The organism is Empedobacter brevis, assembly GCF_965118635.1.
In the GTDB taxonomy this organism is placed as follows: Bacteria; Bacteroidota; Bacteroidia; order Flavobacteriales; family Weeksellaceae; genus Empedobacter; species Empedobacter brevis_A.
This window is the reverse complement of the sequence record NZ_CBCPHV010000001.1, coordinates 265405-290336: the sequence shown is the minus strand read 5'-3', so window position 1 is coordinate 290336 and position 24932 is coordinate 265405. Positions and strand designations below refer to the sequence as shown.

Sequence of the window (24932 nt, the reverse complement as noted above, 5' to 3'; positions counted from 1 at the left end):
TTTTGTATAATTATTGATTGATTAATTCTAATAAGAATTCTTCTGTGATTTCATTAAAATTATTGAAGTTATATTTCGCTTCATTTAAAACAGAAAAATCTCCAATTCCGATACTTGTCATTCCTGCAATATTTGCGGCTTGAATTCCTGCAACTGAATCTTCAAATACAATTGAATTATCGTTTGTTTGATTTGCTTTTTTCGCTCCAACGATAAAAACTTCAGGATCTGGTTTCGCATTCGAAACATCATTTCCGTCTACAATATCATCGAAATAGCTTAGGATATTAACTTTTTCTAAAATTGGGCGTGCATTTTTTGAAGCTGAACCTAAAATAATTGGTTGATTATTTTCTTTTAGAAATTTTAAAACTTTCATTACGCCTGGTAAAATTTCAGACTCATCCATTTTATCGATGAATTCTAAATATTCTTTATTTTTCTGAATTAACCATTCGTTTTTCTGTTCTTCAGTTGCTTCGACATTACCTAATCCAAGAATAATTTCTAATGAACGAACACGAGAAACACCTTTCAATAATTCGTTATGTTCATGCGTAAAATCGATATTTAGATTATTCGCTAATTTTTTCCATGCTAAATAATGGTATTTAGCAGTGTCAACAATGACACCATCTAAATCAAAAATAAATGCTTTTGTTTTCAAAATGATTATGCTTTGATTGGTTCATCCACGTCTTTTACTCGCGTTACAAAAAGTGCTGCAATAACTAACGCAACACCACTGGTAACAATGGCATAGATTGGATTATCGTTATAAATATATTTTACAATTGGACCGCCTAACAATGCGTTGACGATTTGAGGTATACAAATAAAGAAATTGAAAATTCCCATGTAAACGCCCATTTTTTTCGCAGGAATAGCTCCCGCTAAAATTGCATAAGGCATAGATAAGATACTTGCCCAAGCAATTCCTACTCCGACCATAGAAAGGATTAATAATTTTGGATCGTGAATAAAATAGATTGAAATTAATCCTAATCCTCCACAAATTAATGATATAGCGTGTGTAGTTTTTCGACCAAATTTTAAAGCTATTGCTGGTAAAAAGAATGCAAAAATTGCTGAAATCCCGTTGTAAACTCCAAAGATTATCCCAACCCAATCGGCTGCTTTTTGATATGTTTCGGAATGTGTATCATTCAATGATAATCCATAAACGTGATGCGCAATTGCTGGAGTAGCAAATACCCACATGCCAAATAATGCAAACCAAGTAAAAAACTGAACTAAGCCCAATTGTTTCATCGTTTTTGGCATATTTCCAAAATCGGTAAAAATTTGAGTTAAACTTGCTCTTTCTTCTACAATTGGTTCTCGACCTTCTGCTTTTTCGAAAGCTTCTAATTCTTGTGGTGAATATTCTTTTGTTGTAAAAATTGTGATTAAAACTGTTACTATTATTGCTATTGCGCCAATAATAAAAGATAAAATTAAGTGAAATGGAACTTCTCCTTCTGCTGCAACACTTGAAACACCAAACCAATTACTCAGAATATAAGGCAACCATGAACCTATAACCGCTCCTAAACCAATAATTACAGTTTGAATTGAGTAACCCAATGTTCGCTGATCCGAAGGCAACATATCTGCTACAAATGCTCGCATTGGCTCCATTGCAATATTGAATGAAGCATCCATTATCATCAAAAAACCTGCGCCCATCCATAGAACTGGCATTAATGAAGTAAATGCTCCTGCTTGAGGCATTAAAATTAACCCTATAGAAGCGAGCAATGCTCCCAATAAAAAGTATGGTTTTCTTCGTCCGAATCTAGACCAAGTATTATCTGAATAATGACCAATAATAGGTTGAACAATCAATCCCATTAAAGGTGCTACAATCCAGAACCAAGACAATTCGTGCACATCGGCACCAAATGAACTTAGAATACGGCTCGCATTTGCGTTTTGCAAGGCGAAACCCATTTGAACTCCTAAATATCCGAAACTTAAATTCCAGATTTCTAGAAATCCTAATCTACGCTTTCCCATTATCGTAATTTATTTATGTATTTTACGATAAGCGTTTTATGCTTATCAAAACTATATTTTTGTGATTTGAGAAGTAAAAATATGTTTTGATTTGATTACAATGTTAAAACTTTTTTTTGAGATTATTACAACTATAACAGTTATTTAACCCGAAAAAACTTACTAAATCGTTGTAGTTTCTCGGTGCAATAATTCTGTTCCTACAACTTCGGTAATATAATGTTCATGTTCATTTTCTGATTCTAATTTTTGAATCAATAAACGTGCTGCAATTTCACCCATTTTGAATGCATTTTGTTTCACTGTAGAAATGCTTGGGATTGAGTTTTTGGAGATTACACCATCTGTAAAGGCAATAATATTTAACTCTTCTGGAACCTTAATTCCTTTCTTCAATGCAGCTCTCAACACTTTTGCTGCATATAATTCGTTCACAGCCATTACTGCGTCGAATTTATTGTTTTCGAAAAAGTCATCAATCATAGTGTCCAAATGACTCTCGTCTTCTACACGCAAAATTAAATTTTCGTCTACTTCAATTCCATTTGCTTCTAACGTTCTTTTATAACCTTCTGTTCTTAAACGCCCTACACTGATATAATCTGGTGTGGTAATAAAGCCTATTTTCTTGCGTTCTTTACTTATGAAATATTGTATCGCTTCTTGTGTAGCTAGAACATCATCAATAATAACTTTATCGGTATAAACTTCACGCGTAACACGGTCAAACATTACAACAGGCATTCCTTGATTTATGATTTCTTTGATGTGATGATAATCTTTTTTAGCTTGAGTTTCTTTTGAAAGTGATATTACAAAGCCATCTATACTACCCGCAGCAAGCATTTCCATGTTAATGACTTCTCGTTCGTACGATTCATTTGACAAACAGATTAGCACATTGTAACCATATTGATTTGCTAAATTTTCGATACCACTAATTACCATAGCGAAAAAATCGTGTACAATTTCGGGAATAATAACCGCAATAGTTTTCGTCTTACGGTTCTTTAAACTCAATGCTATATTATTGGGCTTATAGTTATATAATTTTGCAAATGCTTGAATCTTTTGTTTGGTTGCAGCACTAATTTCTTCACTATTTTTTAATGCCTTAGACACCGTTGATATCGATACATCTAACTCTTTTGCAATCTGTTTTAATGTCAAATTCTTTTTCATAATCTTCTTTCTTCCTTAAACCCCTTTCTTATTTTACTAATTTCAGCCTTTTTTATCAAAAATTAACACTCTGTAACAATTAATTTAATTATTTATTAACACGAAAACGTTTTCGTTTAATTACTCAGTGTACTACATACACAATCAATCAATTAAACGACTTACATTTGGTAATGAGAAGTAAAAATATAAATTAATAATTAACGAAACAAAACGAAAAATATATGAGGATTTTAAAACAATCTCTTCTAGCATTAGTTTTATCAAGCCCTGCTATTTTATCTGCTCAAACTGCGATAAAAGGAACAGTGCAAGATAGCACTAATAACACGGTTCTAGCTGGTGCCGATGTTTCGAACATTACTACTGGAGAAGCAACAGTTTCTGATGAAAAAGGAAATTTTACATTAGAAGCGAACGATGGTGATATAATTGTTATCAGTTTTTTTGGTTATGACGATCAAGAAATAACTTTTGCGGGACAAACGCAATTACAACTTCGTATGTCTAAAACGACAGAAAACTTGAAAGAAGTTGTTGTAATTGGATATGGTACAGCAAAAAAAGAAGATGTTACAGGTTCTGTAAATCAATTAAATTCAGAAGATTTCAACAAAGGATCAATCACTTCTGCGCAAGAATTAATGACAGGTAAAATTGCTGGTGTTGTGGTAACATCTAGCGGTGGAGCTCCTGGTGATGATCAAAAAATCTTAATTCGAGGAAATAGTTCTATTTCCTTAAACCGAGAGCCTTTATATGTTATTGACGGCTTACCTATTTCGGATGAAAAAATTGGAGGATCTCGTAATCCATTAGATTTCTTAAATCCTAACGACATCGAGACGATGACTATTTTGAAAGATGCTTCTGCAACTGCTATTTATGGTTCTCGTGCAGCGAATGGTGTTGTTTTAATTACAACTAAGAAAGGAAAAGGGAAGCAATTCAAATACAGCTACAACTCTACAACTTCTGTATATGACCCTATCAAAATGGTTGATTTGATGAATGGAGACGAATTTAGAGCTCTTGTAAATCAACACGGTACTGCTGATGATATTGCAAAATTAGGAAATACAAATACTGATTGGCAAAAATTAATCTACAAAACAGCTGTTGGTTTCGATCACAATTTTAGTGCAGTTGGTAAAATAGGTGATTTTATGCCTTCTCGTTTTTCTATTTCTAATACAAATCAAGATGGTATCTTAAAAGGAGATAATATTAACCGCACAACTTTGAGTGTTAATCTTAATCCTTCTTTCTTGGATGATCATTTAAAATTTGAAGTGAATGCACGTGGTTCATATATCGAAAATATTTTTGGAAATAGAGATGCTATTGGAGCAGCTTTAGAGTTTGATCCTACTCAATCTGTTTACTCAAACGGAATCAATTCTTGGCAAGGATACAATGTTTATACGCAATTAATTGACGGACAATATTTCTTAAGAGATTTAACTCCAAATAATCCAATCGCTTTGTTGAACGAAGTTAGCGATACTTCAGAAACAAGACGTTTTGCTGGAAATGCAAAAATGGATTATAAATTGCATTTCTTACCAGATTTAACTGCTACTGTAAATGTTGGTTATGATATCACAAACGCGAATGGTAGAAAAGTAACAAATTATGCGTTACCAAGTAAAAATACAAAATGGGATGGTTCTTATTCTAACTTCAGCAACGAATTCTCGAACAAATTATTAGATGCTTATTTAACGTATAATAAATCTTTTGGTTTATCAACATTAAATGCTATTGCTGGTTACGGATATCAAAAATTTGGTTTTGATAAATTCTCTTTCGATTCAGAGAAAGCTGAAATTGGTCAAATTGCAGCAGTTGTAGACAAATATGAAAGTGTATTATTGTCTTACTACGGACGTATTAATTATAACTACGATAATCGCTATATCTTAACAGCAACATTACGTGCAGATGCTTCTTCAAAATTAAATCCAAATGATCGTTGGGGATATTTCCCTTCTGCAGCTTTTGCTTGGAATGTAGCAAACGAAGAATTCTTGAAAGGAAATTCTACACTTAGTGATTTAAAATTACGTGTTGGTTACGGACAAGTTGGTAACGTAAATGGTTTAGAAGATTATTTATTCTTAACACGATATACACAAAGTTTGTCATCAGCGCAATATCAATTTGGAGATAAATTCTACCAAGTTTATCGTCCAGAAAAAGTTAATCCAAACTTGAAATGGGAAATTTCCAACACCTTAAATATTGGTATTGATTATGCCTTATTCAAAAATAGAATTTACGGTAGTTTAGATATTTATCAAAAGAAAACAAAAGACTTAATTGCCGAAGTTTATGTAGATCAATTTACCAATTTCTCTAATAAAATCAAACAAAATATTGGAGATATGGAGAATAAAGGTGTTGAATTTAGCATCAATGCTGATATCATCAAATCAAAAGATTTTGATTGGTCTTTCGGTTATAATATTGCATATAATGATAACAAAATTGTCAACCTAAAAAATGACAACTATGTTGGAGGTATCGACGGAGGAACAGGTATCAATATTCAAGTTCACAAAGAAGGTCATACACCATTTTCATACTTAGTTTACAAACAAATTTATGATGCAAATGGAAAACCTATCGAAGGTGCTTATGCAGATTTGAATAATGATGGTGTTATCAACGAAGACGATCGTTACTTACACAAAAGTCCATTTGCTGATGTAACAATGGGATTCAATACAAGATTTAGATACAAAAATTGGGATTTATCTGCAACAGCTCGTGCAAGTATCGGAAACTATGTTTACAACAACGTGGCGTCTGCAAAAGGTTATTTAGCTAAAGCAACTGGTAATGGACAAGGGTATTTATCTAATGTACACAGAGATTACTACAATACAGGTTTTTCTGCTATTACTGCAACAAACTTAACAAGTGACCATTACATCGAAGATGGATCTTTTCTTAGAATTGATAACATTACATTAGGTTACAATCTAAAACAAGCAATAAAAGGAATGGATGTTCGTCTTTATGGAGCAGTTCAGAATGTTGCTTTATTTACAAACTATGACGGAATCGATCCTGAAGTTTTTGACGGAATCGATAGAAACTTTTATCCAAGACCAAGAACATTCGTCTTTGGTTTAAATGTTAACTTCTAAAAAAGTATAAAAATGAAATTAAACATATTCAATATTAACAAAATAGCATTAATTGGAATTTTTTCATTATTCACCTTAACATCTTGCCATGATGATTTGAATTTAGATCCAATTGATCCTGATATGGTAACAGAAAATCAAGTTTTTTCTAATCCTCAAGAAGCAAAAGCTGCGTTAGGTAAAATTTACGCTTCTCTTTCTCTTACAGGACAAGAAGGTCCTGCAGGTCAACCTGATATTGTTGGAGTTGACGAAGGTACTTCTCAATATACACGTTTGATGTTTTATTTAAATGAATTAACAACTGACGAAGCAATTGTGGGTTGGGGAGATGCTGGATTACCAAACTTACACGCAATGGATTGGGGAGCAAGTAATCCTTTCGTAGAAGCAATGTACTTTCGTTTAGCACAAACTGTTTCTTTCTCTAACTCTTTTATCGAAAAAGCAGAAAAATTAGCAGAAACTGATGCAGAAGTGAAAAAATTTGTTGCTGAAGCTCGCTTTATTCGTGCTTATGCATATTACAATTTAATGGATTTATATGCAAATGTTCCTTTGGTTACAAAAATATCATTAGAATTACCAAAACAAAGCAATCGCCAAGAGATTTATACTTTTGTAGAATCTGAATTAAAAGATCTAGAAACTCAATTAGCAGATGCAAGAACAAACGAATATGGACGAGTAGATAAAGTTGCAGCTTATGCATTATTATCTCGCTTGTATTTAAATTCTGAAGTATATGTTAGTCAAAACAAATACAAAGAAGCTGCAGAATATTCTAAAAAAGCAATCGAATCAGGATATGTTTTAAACACTGTTGACAAAAACAATAACGGTTCTGCATACGACGAATTATTCTTAGCCGATAATGATACAAATGGAGCGCAAAACGAAAATATTTTTGCAATCAATTTTGATGGTCGCTATTCTACAACTTATGGTGGAGCAACATTTATTGTAAAATCAAAAATTGGTGGCACTATGGCTCCTGCAGATTTTGGTGTAAATGGTGGTTGGGGAGGTCCTCGTACTACAAAAGCATTAGTAAACCAATTTTCAAGTGCAGTTTCTCAGAGTAATTCTGCCGGCAATCCAACTGCATGGAAAGATAAACGTGCAATGTTTCATTCTGATGGACAAACTTTCGAAATTGAAACTGTTTCTGAGTTTAAACAAGGATATGCTATTACAAAATTCTCAAACAAAAAATCTGATGGTAAAAATGGTAACAACGACACTGGAGAACATGCAGATGTAGATATTCCAATTTTCCGTGTTGCAGAAATGTATCTTAACTATGCAGAAGCTGCTTTGAGAGGCGGTGGAGACACTGGTGTTGCTTTAACTTATGTAAATAAATTGCGCGAGCGTGCTTACGGAAATACATCTGGAAATGTAAGCTCTATTAATTTAGACTTCATTTTAGCAGAACGTTCTCGCGAAATGTATTGGGAAGGAACTCGTAGAACTGATTTAATTCGTTTCAACCGATTCACAAATAATTACAACTGGCCTTTCAAAGGTGGAATTGCAAACGGAATGAATGTTGATGCTCACAGAAACATCTATCCAATTCCATTTAATGCTTTAGCTGTAAACTCTAACTTAACTCAAAATCCAGGTTATTAAGATGAAAAATTTTATAAAATATATTTCGTTAGCTTGTGCGAGTATTTTTGCCTTAAGCGCATGTAACGATGATGAAGATATCATCAAATTAGATCCTTCAACTTTTGTTGCACCGAAAGTAGAAACGCCTGCTTCATCAACAATTGAATTGTTAGAAGAAAATGCTGCAAACACAGCAATGACGTTTAATTGGAGTGCTGCAAATTATGGAACAAATACTCCTCCTAAATATGAATTACAAATTGATATCAAAGGAGATAATTTTAAAAATCATCAAGTTCTTACTTCAACTTCAACATTAACTGCTGATGTTACCGTAAAAGAATTGAATTTAGCAGTTATTGCTTTAGGATTAGAACCTTTTAAAGAAGGAGAGATAGAATATCGTATTGTTTCTACAGTTGGTACTCCTGGTTCTCAACAATTAATTTCTAATGTAAATACATTAAAAGTAACGCCATACCCAACAGATTTATCTACAAATTGGGGTGTTGTTGGTTCTGCCGCTCCTAACGGTTGGGACGGACCAGACGTTCCATTTTGGAAAACTGATGTTACAAATGTATTTGTAGCGTACACAGATTTAAAAGGTGGTGAAATCAAATTCCGTCAAGACAACAAATGGGAGTTAGATTATGGTGGATCGAATGGAAAACTTGAAAAAGGAGGTAAAAACATCGCAGTAGATGCTAGTACTTACAAGATAACTATGGACTTAACAAATCTAACTTATAAATTAGATAACTATTCTTGGGGATTAGTAGGTGACGCTACAGCAAACGGATGGGATGGTCCAGACCAAAAATTATCTTATGATGGAACTTTAGATGCTTGGACTATTACCACAACATTAAAAGATGGAGAATTTAAATTCCGTTTAAATAATGATTGGGGAACAAACTATGGTGGTACAAGCAACACAGGAGAGTTAACAGATAAAGACGGAGCTAACATCAAAATAAAAGCTGGAAAATATAAAATCACAGCTAATTTCACAAAGAAAACTTATACAGTAGAAGCTCAATAAAATTTTTTCTCATCAACAATTAATTTTTTAAAAGCCATTAAAATTCAATTACTTTTTTTAATGGCTTTTTTTTTAAACCACACAAAACATGAAAAACATTCTATCTATTTTGATGCTTTTAATGGTAATATCTTTTACCAAAGCACAAATTACAACAACACCTTCACCGCCCGAAGCAAACCAAGCTGTTGTGATAAACTTTGATAAAACAGGAACAGGTCTTGCCAATTATTCGGGAGATATTTATGCGCATACAGGCGTAACTATCGATGGAAAACAATGGGAAAATGTAATAGGAAGTTGGGGAAATAATACTACTCAACCCAAATTAACTTTCGTTTCTGGATCAACCTATAAGTTAGAAATTCCGAATTCTATTTATCAATTCTATGGAGTTGATACTTTTAAAAATATTACTGCAATAAATATTGTTTTTAGAAGTGCAGATGGAAAACAACAAACTACGGATCTTTCTATTTCGGTAGGTTCTTTCAAAGTTACTTTAGCTAATCCGCTCGGAAATTCAATTACAAATGTTTCTTCAGGAACAAGTTTTAACATCAAAGCGACAGCTACAAAATCTGCTAATTGGACATTAACTGCCTACGGAACTCAAATTGATGTATTAAATAATTCAACATCTTTTGATAAAAATTATACCATTTCACAAAATCAGAATTATACATTAAATGCAACTTTTAATGGTCAAACGATAAGTAAATCATTTACAGTTAATATCAAACCAACAGTGAAAGATGTGGCAATTCCATCCAATTTACATGAGGGAATTAATTACTTGGATAATGATTCTTCAAAAGCATATTTGGTTTTATACGCACCACAAAAAGAGTTTATTCATGTGATTGGAAGTTTCAATAATTGGCAACTTTCAGATCAATATGTGATGAATCGTGATACAACAAACAAAGATTTATATTGGATTGAATTATCTAATCTTAAAGCTAATGAAATCTATACTTTTCAATACCGTACAAGTGATGGAATCAAAACTGCCGATCCTTATTCGACTTTAGTTTTATCGCCTTATGATGATCCGTATATTACTGCTGCAACTTATCCAAATATGCCTATATATCCTACTGAGCAACAATTTGAAGTTTCGGTTTTACAAACAAATCAAGCAAAATACAATTGGAAAGTTTCCAATTTTGTTCGACCAAATAAAGAGAATTTGATGATTTACGAATTATTAATTCGTGATTTCAATTCGACAAAAACATGGCAATCTTTAATTGATGATTTTGATTATTTCAAAAAATTAAACATCAACGCAATCGAAGTGATGCCTGTCATGGAGTTTGAAGGAAATATTTCTTGGGGTTATAATACCGCTTATCATCTTGCTTTGGATAAAGCTTATGGACCAGCAGATAAAATGAAAGAATTCATCGATTTATGTCATCAAAATGGAATTTCAATCATTTTAGATGTTGCTTTAAATCACGTTTATGGACGATCTCCGTTGATTAGAATGTGGATGAACGATCCTGATGGAGATGGTTTTGGAGAACCAACCGCTACAAATCCTTATGTTAATCAAACCGCAAAACATAGTTACAACGTTGGTTACGATTTAAATCATCAATTAACACCAACTCAAAATTATGTGCAACGTACATTAAAACATTGGATTGAAGAGTTCAAAATTGATGGATTTAGATGGGATTTAACAAAAGGATTTACACAAAATTGTTCACCTTCTGATGAAACTTGTACAAACGGATATCAAGCTGATCGTGTAGCAATTTTAAAAAAATATGCTGATATGCAATGGGCTATTGATCCAAATTCTTACATCATTTTTGAGCACTTAGGAAATAATGGATCAGCGCAAGAAGAAACAGAATGGGCGAATTATCGGATTAACGAAGGGAAAGGAATTATGCTTTGGGGTAAAGCGACGAATAATTTCAATCAGAATACAATGGGATATACTTCAGATAGTAACTTTGATTGGTTGAAACATATTGTAAAAGGTTTTACGAAAAAACATTTGGTTGCCTACGCAGAAAGTCATGATGAAGAAAGAATGATGTACAAGAATTTACAATATGGTGCATCTTCAGGAACATATAATGTAAAAGATTTAAAAACTTCTTTAGAAAGACAAAAAGCTCTTGGTGCAGTTTTATTTACAATTCCTGGTCCTAAAATGTTGTGGCAATTCGGAGAATTAGGATACGATTACTCGATTAATCATTGTCAAGATGGGACAAATAGTGACGGATGTCGCACCAATCCAAAACCAATTCCAAGCGAAATTGGTTATTTAACAAATACAGATAGAAAATCTGTTTATGATGTTTGGGCAAAAATTATTGGACTTAAATTAAACAACAAAGTTTTCGATACTGATAATTATACGATTACATCTGGCGATTTAAAACCTCGTATTCAGATTACAAATAAATTATTATCAACTTCTGATTTATACGAAGTTATTGTGATTGCAAACTTTACTACAAGCACTCAAGCAATTGCGCCACTTTTTCCATTTGTAGGAAATTGGTACAATTTAATGGACGAAACAACGCTGAATGTAACCAATACAAATTCATCGTTTACAATTAATCTAAATCCAGGTGAATTCAGAATTTTCGGAAATGCAAAAGCAAATTTATCAACAGATAATATTGAGGTTAATTCAGAAAAAATTTCTGTTACTCCCAATCCAGTTTCTTCCTCTTTTTCATTAAATATTAATTCAGAAAAAGTAAAAATTTATGATTTATCAGGAAAGTTGGTCAAAGAATTTTCAGGAAATTTTTCAGCAATACATCAATTTAATATCAAGGAATTACCAAAAGGTATCTACATTCTTGATATTGAAGCTAAAAATGGAAAAATTGGAACGTCTAAATTAATTAAACAATAATTATCATTCTTTATGAAATAAAAAAACCTCATCAATGGATGAGGTTTTTTGTTGCTTAAAAATTAAGTCTAATATTATTCTTCTCATAGAAATTCTTGATATGAGCAACAGCTTCTTCTGCTGTATCAACCAAACGGAAAAGATCCAAATCTTTTTCTGAAATATAACCTTCTCTCAAAACGGTTTCTTTGATCCAATCAATTAAACCTGACCAATATTCAATTCCGACTAATACAATTGGAAAACGACCAGTTTTCTTTGTTTGTACCAAAGTCATCGATTCAAACAATTCATCTAACGTTCCAAAACCTCCTGGCATTCCTATAAACCCTTGCGAATATTTCACAAACATTACTTTTCGTGCAAAGAAATAATCGAAATTAATTTCATATTCGCGATCGATATATTTATTCAATTCTGTTTCGAAAGGTAATGTTATTCCCAATCCAACAGAAGTTCCGCCTCCTTTCTGAGCTCCTTTATTTGCAGCTTCCATAATAGCAGGACCGCCACCAGTAATCACGCCAAAACCTATTTGCGTTAATCGATAAGCAATGTCTTCTGCTAAAATATAATATGGATGATCTGGTGAAGTTCTTGCCGAACCAAAAATAGAAACACAAGGTCCTATTTTTGACATTACTTCGTAACCATTTACAAACTCTGCCATAATCTTGAACAATGCCCAAGAATCATTTATTCTAATCTCATTCCAATCTTTTGGCCGAAATGGAGATTGTATTCTATCGTCTTCCTTTTCTTTATCTGTCATAGTATTTTAAATAAAAAAACCGTAACAAAAATGTTACGGTTCAATATACAAATTTATTATTGCTAATAATTAATCTCTACTCATAAAAATTCTTAAAATATACCAGAATAATAACATTAATGAAGCAAATAACGACAATGCCGCTGCTACATATTGTTGTGTTCCAAATTCATATTTTAATTGGTGTGTATTGTATAAAATCGCTCCTCCAGCTAAAGCACACATTGCTACTGAAAACCATAAGCCTAAATCAAAACCAAATAGCATTCCAGCGATAACCAATCCTATTGCTAAGAAAAATCCTATTGTTAAAGCTCCTCTCAAAATTGAGAAATCTGCTTTTGTTAAAAATACAATTGCAGATAATCCTATAAATAATCCACCTGTTACAACTGCAGCTTGTTTTATAACATATGTTCCTCCATAATATAATGCAATATAAAGCATCGGAACAAAGATTAATGCTTCTGCTACGATGTATAAAAAGTAACCTAAATATTGTTTCGATTTCGAAACAGATCCATAAGCCATTTTTTGAGCAACCCATGTAATTCCCATGAAACCAGCTAATAAAACAAGCCAAAGATATCCAGAAGTTAAACTTAACATGAAATTAACCAAAGCTTCTGATTTTAGCATCAAAGATTCGATTAATACAAATACCAAAACTCCTCCAGCAACATGTCCGTAAGTATGTTTATAAAAATTTGCTCTTTCTAAGCTTGTTGCTTCTGCAACCAATTGATTCTGTTGATACACTTGTTGATTCTCCATATCGTTATTCTATTTAGATTGTTATTTTCAATTTATAATTGTTGCTAAAATACTAAATTAAAATTATTTCTTAACTCACTATTTTTTGGGAATTTCTCGCTGATTTGATCCAATCAATTAAACCTATAAATGATAAAATCAATAAAACAATATATTGTACAGAAGTGATAACTGCTCCTTTGTAAATCATTAACGGAATCATAATTAAATCTCCTATAATCCAAAAAAACCAATTGTCAATCTTTCTTCTTGCCATCATCCACATTCCAATCAAAAAAATGGCAGTTGTCGAAGCATCTATAAAATCTATTTTTGTGTAATGAAATCTGCATTGATCGATAAAACCAACATCAAAACCATTTTGAATAACAGGACGGAAATAATAAATCATCAAAACAAATAGAAAACTCAACACAAATAGTAAAATTGTATAAATATATTCTTTTCTCGAAGCCCACGAAACATCGACATGTCGATGATCTTCTTCTAAGTTTTTTTGCCATAAAACCCAACCATAAATAGCCATCGAAGTATAATAGACATTAATAATTGTTTCGCCATATAATCCCCAATTAAAAAATAAATAAATGAAAATAAAGGTCGAAATAATCGTTGTTGGATAAACTAAAATATTACGTTTATAAGTATAATAAACCGAAATAATTCCGAATAGCGTTGCAATCGTTTCAAGAATAATATTCAGCGTTGAATACGTTTTGTAAGGTAGAATGATATAATCAATAAAATCGTTCATATACTAAAATGATGGGTTCTGAGTTCAAAATTTATTATCCTTTAAAATTTTCTTTCCGTAAGTATTTATTTCCTCTAAAATTGGCATAAAAGAAGCTCCTAATTCTGATAATTTATAAATCACTTTTAAAGGAGGTTTTTCTCCATAAATCGTTTTTATGATTAAACCATCTTCTTCTAATTGTTTCAACTGCAAACTCAAAGTAGATTCGGTTATAAATGATAATTCTTTTCTTAATACATTGAATCTTTTTTCCTTATTTTTTAATTGACATAAAATAACGGTTTTCCACTTTCCTCCAATCAAATCCATTACAAAACTTGTTGCACATGGATATTCTTTCGATTTATATTTAATATAATTTATATTGCAAGAATCTTCCATTTGTTTAATTTTTAAACTACCATAAATAATAGTTATTGACTCTGTATAATTTACTCAATACATTTACAAGTATATAATTTAAAAATTAAACGATGTACCAATTAGCCCAAATAAATATTGCAAAAATGATCGGAATTAATATTAACGATCCGATTATGAAAGAATTTGTAGATAACCTTGAACATGTAAATCAACTTGCAGAAAATAGTGATGGTTTTATATGGAGACTAAAAGACGAAACCAATAATGCAACAGAATTTAACCCTTACCATGATGAACAAATTATCATTAACATTTCTGTTTGGGAAGATATAGAATCACTTCAGAATTTCACTTATCGAACATTTCATACCGATTTTTTAAAAAGACGAAAAGAATGGTTCTCAAAATATGGTGAAGCTCATTATGCATTATGGTGGATAAAAAATAATGACTTTCCAACTATCCAAGAAGCGGTAGAAAGATTAGATTATTTACAAAAAAATAAAGAAACCGATTATGCTTTCAGTTTCAAAAAAAGATATTATTTATAACTTTAATCTATTCATAATCCAACACCCAAACCAAATAATAATCTTCTATTTTCTTATAAAAAGCATGATATTTTCGAGATTTTACATCATCCGAAATCCAACAAATAAATTGTTTATTCTCTATCAATTCAAACTCTTCAGCACGATAATGATTCAAGAAATTCCAAAGATTTCCACCATTCAATTTGTACAAACCTTCTTTCATTCCCCAAATAATATGCAGATATTCAATCTCATGTTCTTTCGGAATCCAAACCAATTCATCTGGACGCGCAAATTTATGTTTGATATTTAGAATCTTTTTTGGTCGCGACAATTCTATATCAATCCCAATATTATATTCGCTTACACCAACAGCAACCAAACCATAGGAATGCGTGATAGAAATTTCTTTATTCGTAGGTAAAAAAGGCTTTCCACGTTCATCGTAATTTACATCATAATCCAAATCCAATTCCTTTAGACAAGCACGCAACCCAAGATATTCCCTAGCCTGTTTAGGTCGAAGATTTCTATATTTTTCCATTCTATAATCTTCTAAATCAAGATATTCTAGCAATTCCTCATTAGATTCTGTCACATTCCACGTTATAATACGCGTATGTTTAAAATCGTTAATATAATCGATGATAGGCATTTTATTAATCGAAATTAGTTTGTAAATTTGTCCCTTATAAAAAGTTAGTTAAATATATCAATTGATGGATACAAAAACGCAATACATTCCATACAAAGTTAAAGATATTTCTTTAGCTGAGTGGGGAAGAAAGGAAATTACGTTGGCTGAGGCAGAAATGCCTGGGTTAATGGCTATCCGTGAAGAGTATAAAGCAACTCAACCATTGAAAGGTGCTCGCATTGCAGGTTGTCTACACATGACAATCCAAACTGCAGTATTAATCGAAACGTTAGTAGCTTTAGGAGCTGATGTTACATGGTCTTCATGTAATATTTTCTCTACACAAGATCATGCTGCTGCTGCAATTGCTGCTGCTGGTATTCCTGTGTATGCTTGGAAAGGGATGAACGAAGAGGAATTCGATTGGTGTATCGAGCAAACATTATTCTTCGGAGAAGATCGCAAACCATTAAACTTGATTTTAGATGATGGTGGAGATTTAACGAATATGGTGATTGATCGTTACCCAGAATTGGTTGCTGAGATCAAAGGATTATCAGAAGAAACAACTACAGGTGTACACCGTCTTTACGAAAGAATGGAAAAAGGTACATTGCCTATGCCTGCAATTAATGTAAATGATTCTGTAACAAAATCTAAATTCGACAACAAATACGGATGTCGCGAATCTGCAGTAGATGCTATCAAACGTGCTACTGACTTAATGATCGCTGGTAAACGTGTTGTAGTTTGTGGATACGGTGATGTTGGTAAAGGTACAGCGGCTTCTTTCCGTGGTGCTGGCGCTATTGTAACGGTAACAGAAATCGACCCTATTTGTGCTTTACAAGCATCTATGGATGGTTACGAAGTAAAACGTTTAGATACAGTTGTAGGAAACGCTGATATCATTATTACAACTACTGGTAACTTTGGTATTGTACGTGCAGAGCATTTCGAGAAAATGAAAGACAAAACTGTTGTTTGTAACATTGGTCACTTCGATAACGAAATCGATATGGCTTGGTTAAACTCAACTTACGGAGCAACTAAAACAGAAATCAAACCTCAAGTTGATATGTACAATATCAACGGAAATGATATCATCGTTTTAGCAGAAGGTCGTTTAGTTAACTTAGGTTGTGCTACAGGACACCCTTCTTTCGTGATGTCAAACTCTTTCTCTAACCAAACTTTAGCTCAAATCGAATTGTGGACAAACTCATCAGCTTACAAAAACGAAGTATATACTTTACCTAAGCGTTTAGATGAAAAAGTAGCAGAATTACATTTAGCTAAATTAGGAGTAGAATTAGAAGTTTTATCTCAAGAACAAGCAGAATACATTGGTGTAACGGTTGAAGGACCTTTTAAACCAGAATATTATAGATATTAATTAATTTTAATTCAGAACTTTTATTTGAAAAAAAAAACACTTAACTATATGCCCTCGCCCTGAACAAGCGAGGGCTTTTTTATTAATCTTTATCCACCTCATTATTTAGATGATCATTCGCTTTTTTCAACATATTATCCAATTCTAATTTCGTCATCACCTTTTTAGGAATCAACGTATTAAAATCAAAAGAAGATTGCTCGTCCATGTTCTTCAAAAGATAAGTTACCTTTCGCTCAGAACTAGTTTTAGAATCCTTAGGTTTCTTATTTACAACCTCAGCTTCGACAAGAATATAATCTTTGAACTGAAAATTTAGAGGACTCACCGTAAGATTTTTATACTTCACCAACCAAAAACGATAATTAAAAGAAGCATCCTCTGCAATAAATTCCTTTGCATCTAGCCCTAAAACTTTTTTAGAATTTCGTGTTGGTAATACAGAAAGTGTCTGGATAGAATCTTTAAAGTAAGTAGTTCCAAAATCTGAATATTTGAAAGAGGCATCAGAAACAAAATCATTTAACAACCATTTCGGTTCTGGCTCTATTTTTATAAACGATTTGTTTTGTTCATTGTTTATTTTCTCTACCAATTTCACAAACGAGAAAGATGTATTTGCCATCACCTCTACCTCATACGACTTATTTAGCTCCGCTACAATAACCACATAATCATCAGAAGATATATTCGGATTCTCGGCCTTATCTAATTTTGTATCCTGATGAAAATCGTATAAAAAGCGATAAGCTTTCTCTTGCCCCAAAGAAAAATTAGCAAGTAAAATAAAAGTAAAAAAATAGATTTTTTTCATGGTTTATGTCTGATTTTAAATCTCTAAAGTACATTAAAAATTCAGAACAGAAATCTATCCATTTTAAAAAGTTTATCTTTAAAACCTTATTAATTAATATTTATCACAAATTATGATTAAAAAATTTTTACAACTTAGCTTTCTTTTCATTGGCTGTTCTTCCCTATTTGCGCAAACCCAAAAACCATCCGAAATATTCTGGGAAAACCTAAAAAAACATTGTAGCAAAGCCTACGAAGGCAAACTAGCCGAACATATTACACGCGATGATTTTGCAGGCAAAAAATTGACTATGCACGTAAAAAGCTGTACTGAAAACGAAATAAAAATCCCTTTCAATGTTGGCGATAATTATTCGAGAACATGGGTTCTGACCAAAAAAAACGATGTAATAACGCTAAAACACGACCACAGACACGAAAACGGAACTTCAGAAAAAGTAACCTATTACGGTGGTACAAACAGCAATTATGGTTTCAAAGATTTCCAAATGTTTCCTGCCGATCAGGAAACGGCAAGTATGATAGATTATGCCTCGACTAATATTTGGTGGATTACGCTAGACGATAAGACGTTTAGTTATAATTTGCAAAAGCCAGGCTCGAAAAATCCTTTCAATATCTATTTCGATTTATCAAAAGAAATTCCTGCTCCTCCTGCTCCTTGGGGTTGGGGAACTCCTCGCTAAATAAAGAATACTTTATATATAAAAAACTGTCCTAAAACATGAACTATTTTGGTGACAGTTTTTTTTATTTATTTTTTTAGCTATTTCGAAATCAATGTTTTTTGTAAAATCTTGTTGGCGAATAGTACAAATAGACTCGTTTGGAATAAAATCCTATTGGCGAACATTACAAATAGACCTGTTTATAATAAAATCCTATTGGCAAACATTACAAATAGACCTGTTTGGAATAAAATCCTATTGGCGAACATTACAATTGGATTATTTCTAGCGTTGGAAGTTCTGCAAACATTACAAATCTTTTTTTTCTAACCAAATCGGCAAGCTAAATTCTTCTAATAAATGCGCAAGTTGATAGGTATGATAATCTTCTTTGGTTATCCATGCCATTTCTTCTATCTCAGAAGCAATTCTAAGCGTTTCTAATGCATTTAATTTGACATGAAATACATTTGCATGTACTTGAGTATTTTCTTCATTTACTGCGCTAGTAGAATGTTTGCCTAAAAATGACACATCATGCAATAGAATATCTATATTAATTTCTTCTAAAAATTCTCGTCGAAGCGTGTGGAGTGGTTCTTCGTCTTTTTCGCTTTTTCCGCCAACCATCTGAAAAAATTTTGAATTCTTTTTTCTAACTGCTAACATTCTTCCTGCTTGGTCTGTTACTAAAGCGTTTACCAAATAAATATGATTCATTCTTATTATTTATTGGGATACAAATGTAGCGTGTGGAAAGTTTAGTGCAAAAAAAAAGCTCCACAATAAATATGTGAAGCTATATGTTGGCGATCCGGACGGGACTCGAACCCGCGACCACTTGCGTGACAGGCAAGTATTCTAACCAACTGAACTACCGGATCAGTTTGTTTTTTTTATTTATAATTTTCAATCACTCTAAAATAGAAAAAGAAATAGATGCGATCCGGACGGGACTCGAACCCGCGACCACTTGCGTGACAGGCAAGTATTCTAACCAACTGAACTACCGGATCAGAAAATTATAAATTAAATATATTTTTTATGAATTTTTATAAAAAATTGCGATCCGGACGGGACTCGAACCCGCGACCACTTGCGTGACAGGCAAGTATTCTAACCAACTGAACTACCGGATCAGAAATTATAAAAAATATATTATTGTAAAAGAACGAAACTTTTGGCGATCCGGACGGGACTCGAACCCGCGACCACTTGCGTGACAGGCAAGTATTCTAACCAACTGAACTACCGGATCAAAATCTGTATCGATTTCGGATTGCAAATATAGGTGGATTTCTGATAAATCCTAAACTTTTTGCAAAAAAAATCTCGGAAAATTTCGTTCCAAGATTCTTTTATTTCAAAATCAACGATTTAATTTATTATAAAATCGCGTTTAATTTTTCTACTAATTGCTCTTTTGGAACAACTCCGACAACTTTATCCACAACTTCTCCGTTTTTGAAGAATAAAATTGTAGGAATATTACGGATTCCATATTTTGCTGCAATTTCTTGGTTTGTATCTACGTCAACTTTACCAATAACTGCTTTTCCTTGATATTCTGTAGCAATTTCTTCCACAACTGGACCAACCATTCTACAAGGACCACACCAAACAGCCCAAAAATCAACCATTGCAGGTTTACCTGACTCTATAATATCTGATGCAAATGATGCGTCTGTTACTTCTAATGCCATAATCTTATATTTTTTATCTAATCTTAAGTTTACAAATCTACATAAAATTTTATTGTGGAAAAATTTCATCCATAATATCTATCAATTATTCAATAGATTAAACGAATAATTAATTCAGTTTGAATGTAATTTCCTGCAATTCATCTAATTCTTGCAATAAATCTCTACATATATTAATTTTGATTTTACTTGCTGGTAAATCTAAATTATTCAAATAATCTTTAGGATCTATCAACTGTATTTTTAGTAATTTATCGCCTTGATATTTGAACATGATATCGGATAATTTGTTGAATGTTTCTTGCGAAAATTCTGGTACTTCAATTTTAACCGTCATTTTTTCGGCTTGTTTTTCAACAATTTCATTCAACAATAAAATATTCGTGATGTTCTTATACACACGTCCTTGCGTTACATTTCCTTCTTTGTCTTTGAATTCTTTTTTGGTGATATTCAATTTCAAATTCAAGAACATGTTTTCTTGCATAAAATGTCTGTATTTCATGTAATCGCTTCCAAAAACCATAATGTCCATTGAATCGGTGTAATCGCTAAAGGTAAAAATTCCAAATTCATTTCCGTTTTTCGCGATTCTGTGTTGAATATTCGACATCATTCCACAAATGGAAACTTCTTTGTTAATGAAGTTATCTTCATTGGTATTAATATCAGAAATACTACAATTTGAAGCCATTCGCAATTCGTGCTTGAAATCGTCCAAAGGATGTGAGGAAATATAAATCCCAACAACTTCTTTTTCTTTTGACAAGCGCTGCAACATGTTCCATTTTTCGCAATCTGGCAACATTGGAACAACATCTTCTATGGTAGAATCTCCTCCGAAATCTCCGAATAAAGAAGTTTGAGAAGAGTTTTTCTGTTCTTGATAATTTGCTCCGTATTTGATTAACTTCTCAAGATTTGTTGTTGTATTCTCGATAAAGAAATAACGACCACGATGAAACTCAAACGAATCGAAACCACCTGCTAAAACAAGATTTTCGATTGTTTTTTTGTTAACCGTTCTTAATTCTACACGTTTTACAAAATCGTAAATATCTTTGAATGGACCATTTTTCTCTCGTTCGGAGATAATAGAGTTTACAGCAGCTTGCCCAACACCTTTTACAGCTCCCATTCCGAAACGGATTTCATAATTTTCGTTTACGTTAAATTTCGTAATCGACTCATTGATATCTGGTCCAAGAACTGTTAATCCCATTCGTTTACATTCTTCCATGAAAAATGTAACCTGTTTGATATCATTCATATTATTCGAAAGCACGGCTGCCATATATTCGGCAGGATAATGTGCTTTGAGATAAGCTGTTTGATAGGCAACCCACGCATAACATGTTGAGTGCGATTTATTGAAGGCATAAGATGCAAAGGCTTCCCAGTCTGTCCAAACTTTTTCCAAAATCTTAGGATCGTGTCCTTTTTCTGATGCTTGAGCAATAAATTTTGGTTTCATTTTATCTAGAACCGCTTTCTGCTTTTTCCCCATTGCTTTACGCAAAACATCGGCATCACCTTTCGAGAAACCTGCTAATTTTTGCGAAAGCAACATTACTTGCTCCTGATAAACTGTAATTCCGTACGTTTCTGACAAGTATTCTTCCATTGCATCTAAATCGTACTGAATAGGTTCTTCCCCATTTTTACGACGTACGAATGATGGAATATATTCGATAGGACCTGGACGATAAAGGGCATTCATGGCAATTAGATCCGCAAAAACTGTTGGACGCAAATCCTTCATATATTTTTGCATTCCTGGCGATTCGTATTGGAAAACCCCTACCGTTTCTCCACGCTGGAAAAGTTCATATGTCTTTTCGTCATCAATAGGAATTTCATCGGGATTAATATCTATTCCAGTTCTTGCTTTTACCAATTTGATTGTATCCTTAATCAAGGTTAAAGTTTTCAACCCCAAAAAGTCCATCTTTAATAATCCTGCACTTTCGGCAACTGAGTTATCAAACTGAGTTACGTATAAATCGGAATCCTTCGCCGTGGTTACAGGAACGAAATTCGTGATATCATCTGGCGTAATAATTACTCCACATGCATGAATCCCTGTGTTACGAACAGAACCTTCTAATATCTTGGCTTGTTGAATAGTTTCGGCAGCTAAATCATTTCCGTTTGATAAACGTTTTAATTCGCTTACAGCATCAAATTCTTCTGGTTTTAATGCTCCTTTTAATGCATTATCATCTAAATTAAAGATTTTAGATAATTTCATGTTTGGAATTAATCCTGCAACACGATTCGCATCAAATAATGGTAAATCTAATACACGCGCAGTATCTTTAATCGAAGATTTTGCGGCCATTGTTCCATACGTAATAATCTGTGCTACTTGATTTGCTCCATATTTATCAATCACATAATCCATTACCAAAGATCGACCTTCGTCATCAAAGTCGATATCAATATCTGGCATGGAAACACGATCGGGATTTAAGAAACGCTCAAAAAGTAAATCGTATTGAATAGGATCTAAATTGGTGATTCCTAAACAATATGCTACAGCAGAACCCGCAGCAGAACCACGACCAGGACCAACAGAAACTCCCATTTCGCGAGCTGCCGCAATAAAGTCTTGAACAATCAAGAAATAACCTGGATAACCTGTTTTTTCAATCGTTGTTAACTCAAAGTCGATACGTTCCCTAATTTCGTCTGTAATCTCGGAATAACGTCTTTCGGCTCCTTTGTAAGTTAAATCTCTTAAATAAGCATTCTCTCCTCTTTTCCCTCCATCTTCATCATCTTCTGCATGATGAAACTCTTCGGGAATATCAAATTTTGGAAGTAATACATCACGATAAAGTGTGTATTCTTCTATTTTATCAATAACATCTTGAATATTAATAATTGCTTCGGGAATATCTTGAAACAATTGTTTCATTTCTGCTTCCGATTTGAAATAATATTCTTGATTTGGTAAACCAAAACGGAATCCACGACCACGACCAATCGGCGTCGATTGTTTTTCGGCATCGCGTACACACAATAAAATATCATGCGCATTAGAATCGTCTTGATTGATGTAATATGTATTATTTGTCGCGACAACTTTTACATTGTGCTTACGTGCAAATGCAAGTAAAGTTTGGTTGACACGATCTTCGTCTTCTTGTCCGTGACGCATCAACTCGATGTAAAAATCGTCACCAAATTGGTCTTTCCACCAAAGCAATGCTTCTTCTGCTTGCTTTTCACCAAGATTTAAAATTTTATTTGGAATTTCACCTTGTAAATTTCCAGATAAAACAATTAAATCTTCTTTATATTCTTCGATAATTGATTTATCAATTCGAGGAACATAATAAAAACCATCTGTATATGCTTTCGATGCCATTTTTGCCAAATGATGATAACCATTTTTATTCTTAGCAAAAACAACAATTTGATAACCATTATCTTTTTTGGTTTTATCTAAATGATTTTCACAAACAAAAAACTCCGAACCAATAATTGGCTTGATTATGACTTCTGTTGGTTCTTTTCCTTCTTCAATTAATTCTGCATTCTTTTCTTTTGCTGCTTTGTTATGATTCTGAACAGCGGCATTGAAGTGAAAAGCACACATCATATTTCCATGATCGGTAATAGCAACTGCAGGCATTTTATTTTTAGCCGCAGCACTTACCAAATCGTTTACAGAAATTGTTGATTGTAAAATAGAGAATTGTGTGTGATTATGTAAATGCGCAAATTTTGCTTTCTCAAACTGTTTTAAAACTTCTTCCGAAATTTCTATTACCTCATCATGACCTCCTTCTTTGGCTTTTGCTTTGGCAATTTCTTGAGAAGCTTTTTTAAGATTGATGTGATTCAATCCAACTGGTTGAATATTTGTTTGATTAATTTCATTAAATCGAACAAAATATTCGTCCTCAACTTCTAATTCATTCTTTGTAAAAACACCTTTACGAATCAATTCGAAAAAACAACGTGTTGTTGCTTCCACATCGGCCGTTGCATTATGCGCTTCACCAAAAGGAACACCAAAAAGATATTGGTGCAACTCTGTTAAAGTTGGTAATTTATAACGTCCTCCACGACCACCAGGAAGTTTTAATAACTCAGCAGTAACTTCTGTACACGTATCTAAAACAGGTTTTTCGGCTAAATTATTTTCATAATTCATACGATAAAATTCAGCTCCCATAATGTTAATATCGAAACCTAAATTTTGTCCTACTATGAATTTAGCTTTGCCTAAAACTTCGTTGAATTTGTCTAAAACTTCTTTTAATGGAATACCTTTTTCGGTTGCCAAATCAGTCGAAATTCCGTGAATACGCTCAGAATCGTACGGAATATCAAAACCATCTGGACGAACCAAATAATCTTGATGTTCAATAATTTGTCCCATTTCATCGTGCAACTGCCAAGCAATTTGTATACAACGTGGCCAGTTGTCGGAGTCAGAAATAGGAGCGTTCCAATCTTTCGGAAGACCAGTTGTCTCTGTATCGTATATTAAGTACATTGAGTTTTCGTTTGAATCTGTAAATTTACGAAATCTTAATAGAAAATTTTCTTAAGATACGTTAAGAATAATTATCTATTTTAGATTAT

19 protein-coding genes and 4 tRNA genes are annotated in these 24932 nt (G+C 32.7%); 7 read left to right on the top strand and 16 right to left on the bottom strand.

Features of this window, described 5'->3' with window-relative positions; all coding sequences use genetic code 11:
* Positions 1-10: 10 nt before the first annotated feature.
* The 3 genes from pgmB to ACMHJW_RS01365 form a co-directional block, all read right to left on the bottom strand.
* Positions 11-667 carry a beta-phosphoglucomutase gene (gene pgmB, locus ACMHJW_RS01375; protein WP_413531648.1) on the bottom strand — a complete coding sequence of 219 codons (657 nt, stop codon included), beginning with the start codon at positions 665-667 and terminating at the stop codon, positions 11-13.
* Positions 668-672: 5 nt separating this feature from the next.
* A complete protein-coding gene (locus ACMHJW_RS01370) occupies positions 673-2019 on the bottom strand; it encodes an MFS transporter (RefSeq protein ID WP_413531647.1) in 1347 nt (448 codons plus the stop codon).
* Between the two features lie 162 nt (positions 2020-2181).
* Entirely contained in the window at positions 2182-3201 is a 1020-nt protein-coding gene (locus tag ACMHJW_RS01365; protein ID WP_413531646.1) for a LacI family DNA-binding transcriptional regulator, read from the bottom strand.
* Between the two features lie 224 nt (positions 3202-3425).
* Here ACMHJW_RS01365 and ACMHJW_RS01360 point away from each other — a divergent pair, with 224 nt between their 5' ends.
* From ACMHJW_RS01360 to ACMHJW_RS01345, 4 genes are all read left to right on the top strand, one after another.
* Positions 3426-6356 (top strand): SusC/RagA family TonB-linked outer membrane protein, encoded by a 2931-nt coding sequence (locus tag ACMHJW_RS01360; protein WP_413531645.1) that lies wholly within the window; start codon positions 3426-3428, stop codon positions 6354-6356.
* A 12-nt stretch (positions 6357-6368) separates the two neighbouring features.
* Positions 6369-7991, top strand: a complete 1623-nt coding sequence (locus ACMHJW_RS01355; protein ID WP_413531644.1) for a RagB/SusD family nutrient uptake outer membrane protein — start codon at positions 6369-6371, stop codon at positions 7989-7991.
* Position 7992: 1 nt separating this feature from the next.
* Positions 7993-9018, top strand: a complete 1026-nt coding sequence (locus tag ACMHJW_RS01350) for a SusE domain-containing protein (RefSeq protein WP_413531643.1) — start codon at positions 7993-7995, stop codon at positions 9016-9018.
* A gap of 88 nt (positions 9019-9106) precedes the next feature.
* Positions 9107-11914: an alpha-amylase family glycosyl hydrolase gene (locus ACMHJW_RS01345; RefSeq protein WP_413531642.1), complete on the top strand. Its 2808-nt coding sequence runs from the start codon at positions 9107-9109 to the stop codon at positions 11912-11914.
* Positions 11915-11969: 55 nt separating this feature from the next.
* On the opposite strand, the gene ACMHJW_RS01340 is transcribed toward ACMHJW_RS01345, so the two are convergent.
* The 4 genes from ACMHJW_RS01340 to ACMHJW_RS01325 form a co-directional block, all read right to left on the bottom strand.
* Positions 11970-12686: a TIGR00730 family Rossman fold protein gene (locus ACMHJW_RS01340; protein ID WP_413531641.1), complete on the bottom strand. Its 717-nt coding sequence runs from the start codon at positions 12684-12686 to the stop codon at positions 11970-11972.
* Between the two features lie 69 nt (positions 12687-12755).
* Entirely contained in the window at positions 12756-13460 is a 705-nt protein-coding gene (locus ACMHJW_RS01335; RefSeq protein ID WP_413531640.1) for a Bax inhibitor-1 family protein, read from the bottom strand.
* A 70-nt stretch (positions 13461-13530) separates the two neighbouring features.
* Positions 13531-14214, bottom strand: a complete 684-nt coding sequence (pnuC, locus tag ACMHJW_RS01330) for a nicotinamide riboside transporter PnuC (RefSeq protein WP_413531639.1) — start codon at positions 14212-14214, stop codon at positions 13531-13533.
* A gap of 24 nt (positions 14215-14238) precedes the next feature.
* Positions 14239-14598, bottom strand: coding sequence for a winged helix-turn-helix transcriptional regulator (locus tag ACMHJW_RS01325; RefSeq protein ID WP_413531638.1), 360 nt, complete (start codon positions 14596-14598; stop codon positions 14239-14241).
* Positions 14599-14690: 92 nt separating this feature from the next.
* Here ACMHJW_RS01325 and ACMHJW_RS01320 point away from each other — a divergent pair, with 92 nt between their 5' ends.
* Positions 14691-15131, top strand: a complete 441-nt coding sequence (locus tag ACMHJW_RS01320; protein WP_413531637.1) for a DUF3291 domain-containing protein — start codon at positions 14691-14693, stop codon at positions 15129-15131.
* Positions 15132-15138: 7 nt separating this feature from the next.
* Here ACMHJW_RS01320 and ACMHJW_RS01315 read toward each other — a convergent pair whose 3' ends face one another.
* On the bottom strand, positions 15139-15768 hold the full coding sequence (locus tag ACMHJW_RS01315; RefSeq protein ID WP_413531636.1) for a 4'-phosphopantetheinyl transferase family protein: 630 nt from the start codon (positions 15766-15768) through the stop codon (positions 15139-15141).
* 64 nt (positions 15769-15832) lie between these two features.
* Between ACMHJW_RS01315 and ahcY the strand changes: the two genes are divergently transcribed.
* Positions 15833-17146 carry an adenosylhomocysteinase gene (ahcY, locus tag ACMHJW_RS01310; protein WP_413531635.1) on the top strand — a complete coding sequence of 438 codons (1314 nt, stop codon included), beginning with the start codon at positions 15833-15835 and terminating at the stop codon, positions 17144-17146.
* Positions 17147-17228: 82 nt separating this feature from the next.
* Here the strand turns inward: ahcY and ACMHJW_RS01305 are convergent, their stop codons facing one another.
* Positions 17229-17960, bottom strand: a complete 732-nt coding sequence (locus ACMHJW_RS01305) for a hypothetical protein (RefSeq protein WP_413531634.1) — start codon at positions 17958-17960, stop codon at positions 17229-17231.
* 112 nt (positions 17961-18072) lie between these two features.
* Here ACMHJW_RS01305 and ACMHJW_RS01300 point away from each other — a divergent pair, with 112 nt between their 5' ends.
* Positions 18073-18648 carry a hypothetical protein gene (locus ACMHJW_RS01300; RefSeq protein WP_413531633.1) on the top strand — a complete coding sequence of 192 codons (576 nt, stop codon included), beginning with the start codon at positions 18073-18075 and terminating at the stop codon, positions 18646-18648.
* A gap of 291 nt (positions 18649-18939) precedes the next feature.
* Here ACMHJW_RS01300 and ACMHJW_RS01295 read toward each other — a convergent pair whose 3' ends face one another.
* The 7 genes from ACMHJW_RS01295 to dnaE form a co-directional block, all read right to left on the bottom strand.
* On the bottom strand, positions 18940-19350 hold the full coding sequence (locus tag ACMHJW_RS01295; protein ID WP_413531632.1) for an NUDIX hydrolase: 411 nt from the start codon (positions 19348-19350) through the stop codon (positions 18940-18942).
* A gap of 87 nt (positions 19351-19437) precedes the next feature.
* Positions 19438-19514: transfer RNA gene (locus ACMHJW_RS01290), tRNA-Asp, on the bottom strand.
* 58 nt (positions 19515-19572) lie between these two features.
* Positions 19573-19646 (bottom strand) — tRNA-Asp (locus ACMHJW_RS01285).
* Between the two features lie 49 nt (positions 19647-19695).
* Positions 19696-19769, bottom strand: a tRNA-Asp gene (locus ACMHJW_RS01280).
* Positions 19770-19811: 42 nt separating this feature from the next.
* A tRNA-Asp gene (locus tag ACMHJW_RS01275) sits at positions 19812-19888 on the bottom strand.
* Between the two features lie 127 nt (positions 19889-20015).
* Positions 20016-20333 carry a thioredoxin gene (gene trxA / locus ACMHJW_RS01270; protein ID WP_413531631.1) on the bottom strand — a complete coding sequence of 106 codons (318 nt, stop codon included), beginning with the start codon at positions 20331-20333 and terminating at the stop codon, positions 20016-20018.
* 109 nt (positions 20334-20442) lie between these two features.
* Positions 20443-24843, bottom strand: a complete 4401-nt coding sequence (dnaE, locus tag ACMHJW_RS01265) for a DNA polymerase III subunit alpha (protein ID WP_413531630.1) — start codon at positions 24841-24843, stop codon at positions 20443-20445.
* Between the last annotated feature and the right edge of the window lie 89 nt (positions 24844-24932).